Source organism: Desulfocurvus sp., from assembly GCF_023230885.1.
GTDB lineage: Bacteria > Desulfobacterota > Desulfovibrionia > Desulfovibrionales > Desulfovibrionaceae > Desulfocurvus.
In genome coordinates, this window is record NZ_JALNWM010000267.1 from 1 (window position 1) to 3383 (window position 3383).

The window sequence follows — 3383 nt, forward strand, 5'->3', positions numbered from 1 at the left end:
CTCGATCTCGGCGAACAGGCGCTCGGTGTCCTGCTCGCGCTTGGGCTTGAGCTTCATGAACCAGGACCGGATTTCCGGCCAGGCCTCGAGCCGGGCCGGGTCCACGGCCACGCGCCAGCCCTGGCCGGTGTGCTTGTCGTAGAGCGACACGGCGTAGCGGCCCAGGTTCTCCACCTTCATCCAGTTGTTGCCCGTGGAGCACAGGGTCAGGAGCTGCACGGCGTCGGGCAGGCATTTGCCGCTTTCCACCAGCGCCTCGAACAGGGTGCCCTCGGGCAGGCGGCTCTTGGCCTCCTCGACCATGAACCCGCCGATGAGCAGGCCCGGGGCCGGATAGCCGTGGAACTTGCGCGCGATTTCCTTGAATTCCTCGAAGGTGTACTGGCCGATGTTCATGCGCCCTCCGTGCGGGGTGTTTGGCGGGGTGGCCTGCTTGCGGAAAATTGCCGGATGATGCCTAAAAAAAGGCCCGGGGGGAAGGGCAATATGGATTGCGTCCAGTTTGGCACAATGACCCCGGGGCCGGGCGCCGGGCCCCGCCGGGACAATCGGGCTTGACGAAAGCCCCCCGACCTGGGACGTTTGATCCAGTAGTCCCCCGAAAACAGCCGCGCGACGCGCATGAGGACCGCCATGCCCGAGAAAAGGAATTCCCGCCCCCGGCTCGAACGCTTCCAGAACATGGACACCCTGGCCCGGGATATCGAGCGCCACATCGTCTCCAGCCTGGGCAACGACCCCGTGGCCAAGAACCGCTACCGCTATTTCCAGGGCCTGGCCCACAGCGTGCGCGACCGGCTCATCTCCCTGTGGATCGAGACCCAGCGCTCCTACTACGACGCCATGGTCAAGCGCGTGTACTACCTGTCCATGGAGTTCCTGCCCGGGCGGTTCCTGATGAACTACCTGGTCAACATGCGCATGGATGAGGCCACCCGCCCGGTGGTCGAGGGGCTGGGCTTCTCCCTGGAGGACCTGGAGGAGCAGGAGTGGGACGCCGGGCTGGGCAACGGCGGCCTGGGGCGGCTGGCCTCGTGCTACATGGACTCCATGGCCACCCTGCGCATCCCCGGCTACGGCTACGGCATCATGTACGACTACGGCATCTTCCACCAGACCATCGTCGGCGGCTGGCAGGAGGAGCACTGCGACAACTGGCGCCGCCACGGCAGCCCCTGGGAGATCGTGCGCCGCGAGAACCTGTACGATGTCCACTTCTACGGGCGCACGGAAACCTACGAGGACGCGCGCGGCCTGGCGCGCCGCCGCTGGGTGGACACCCAGAAGGTCCGGGCCATGCCCTGCGACATCCTCATCCCCGGCTACGGCTGCGAGCATGTGACCAACATGCGCCTTTGGGCCGCCCAGTCCAGCGAGGACTTCGACCTCACGGACTTCAACCGCGGCGACTACATGGGCGCCATGGAAAGCAAGGTCGTCAGCGAGAACATCACCAAGGTCCTGTATCCCAACGACAAGGTGGAGCAGGGCCGCGAGCTGCGCCTCAAGCAGCAGTACTTCATGGTCGCCGCCACCTTCCAGGACATCATGCGCCGGCACATGAAGCTGCACGGCTCCATGTCCAGCTTCCCGGACTATGTGGCCGTCCAGCTCAACGACACCCACCCGGCCATCGCCATCCCCGAGCTGATGCGCCTGCTGCTCGACGAGCACGCCCTGGGCTGGGACGACGCCTGGACCATCTGCACCCGCACCTTCGCCTACACCAACCACACCGTGCTGCCCGAGGCCCTGGAGACCTGGCCGGTGGACCTGCTGGGCCGCCTGCTGCCCCGGCACCTGGAAATCATCTACGAGATCAACCGCCGCTTCCTCGACGACGTGGCGGCGCGTTTCCCCGGCGAGGGCGAGCGCCTGGCGCGCATGTCGCTCATCGGCGAGGGCCACACGCGCACCGTGCGCATGGCCAACCTGGCCATCGTCGGCAGCCACACGGTCAACGGCGTGGCCGCCCTGCACTCGGAAATCCTGAAGAACGGCCTGTTCGCGGACTTCCACGCCCACTGGCCGGACAAGCTGACCAACGTGACCAACGGCGTCACGCCCCGGCGCTGGCTGCTCCAGGCCAACCCGCCCCTGTCGGCGCTCATCACCGATGCCATCGGCCCCGGCTGGGTCGCGGACCTGGACCGCCTGCGCGAGCTGGTGCCCCTGGCCGAGGACGCCGGGTTCCGCGAACGCTGGGCCAAGGCCAAGCTGGACAACAAGAAGCGTTTTGCGCGCTATGTGCTGCGCAAGGTCAACATGGGCGTGAACCCCAAGACCATGTTCGACGTGCAGGTCAAGCGGATGCATGAATACAAGCGCCAGCTGCTGAACGTCATGCACGTCGTGGCGCTGTACAACCGCATCCGCGAGGACCCCGGGGCGCGCCATACCCCGCGCACGGTGTTCTTCGGCGGCAAGGCCGCCCCCGGCTACCAGCAGGCCAAGCTCATCATCCGGCTGATCAACGCCGTGGCCGACACCGTGAACTCCGACCCCGCCGTCCAGGGGCTGCTGCGCGTGGCCTTCCTGCCCAACTACTGCATCTCCCAGGCCGAGAAGATCATCCCCGCCGCCGACCTGTCGGAGCAGATATCCACGGCGGGCATGGAGGCGTCGGGCACGGGCAACATGAAGTTCGCCATGAACGGCGCCCTGACCATCGGCACCCTGGACGGCGCCAACGTGGAGATCATGGAGGAGGTGGGCGCGCAGAACATCTTCATCTTCGGCCTGACGGCCCACGAGGTGGAGGCCATGCGCCGGGGCGGCTACAACCCCCGCGAGTACTACGACCGCGACCCCGAGCTGCGCCGCGTGCTGGACATGATCGGCACCGGGGCCTTCCTGCCCTCCAGCCCGCACCTGTTCCGCCCGCTGGTGGATTCGCTGCTGGAGCACGGCGACTGGTACATGCTGCTGGCGGATTTCCGTGATTATGTGGACACCCAGCGCCGGGTGGACAGGCTCTTCGACGACCCCGACGCCTGGACGCGCGTGTCCATCCTCAACGCGGCCAACATGGGCAAGTTCTCCAGCGACCGCTCGGTGCGCGAGTACGCCGAGCGCATCTGGAACGCGCCGCCCCTGGGCCGGTAGCGCGGCGCGGCGCGCCCGGGCCGTTGCGCCCGTCCTGGCCGGCGTGTCCCGTCGGCCGGGGCGGGCGTTTTTTTTCCGTTGCGGCCGGTCCGTCGTGCTGGTAATCGATTGGGCTTTCCCCAGCCGCGCGCCCCGGCGCGCATCGCCAGACAAGGACCCGCCCCATGCCGGACGCCCTGACCCGGACCATAGACAGGATCACCGACACCGTGGGGGCGGCGGCGCGCGCGCTGTCGCTGCTGCTGGTGGCGGTGGTCGCCGCCGACGTGGCCCTGCGC

The 3383-nt window shown here is 67.6% G+C and carries 2 protein-coding genes; one reads left to right on the top strand and one right to left on the bottom strand.

Features of this window, described 5'->3' with window-relative positions; translation table 11 throughout:
- Nucleotides 1–396 (bottom strand): formylmethanofuran dehydrogenase subunit E family protein (locus M0P34_RS14445; RefSeq protein WP_291500369.1); only part of this gene is annotated, 396 nt, incomplete at its 3' end.
- Nucleotides 397–633: 237 nt separating this feature from the next.
- Between M0P34_RS14445 and M0P34_RS14450 the strand changes: the two genes are divergently transcribed.
- The gene (locus tag M0P34_RS14450; RefSeq protein WP_291500371.1) at nucleotides 634–3105 is read left to right on the top strand and encodes a glycogen/starch/alpha-glucan phosphorylase; all 2472 of its coding nucleotides are present in this window, start codon (nucleotides 634–636) and stop codon (nucleotides 3103–3105) included.
- The last annotated feature ends 278 nt before the right edge of the window (nucleotides 3106–3383 follow it).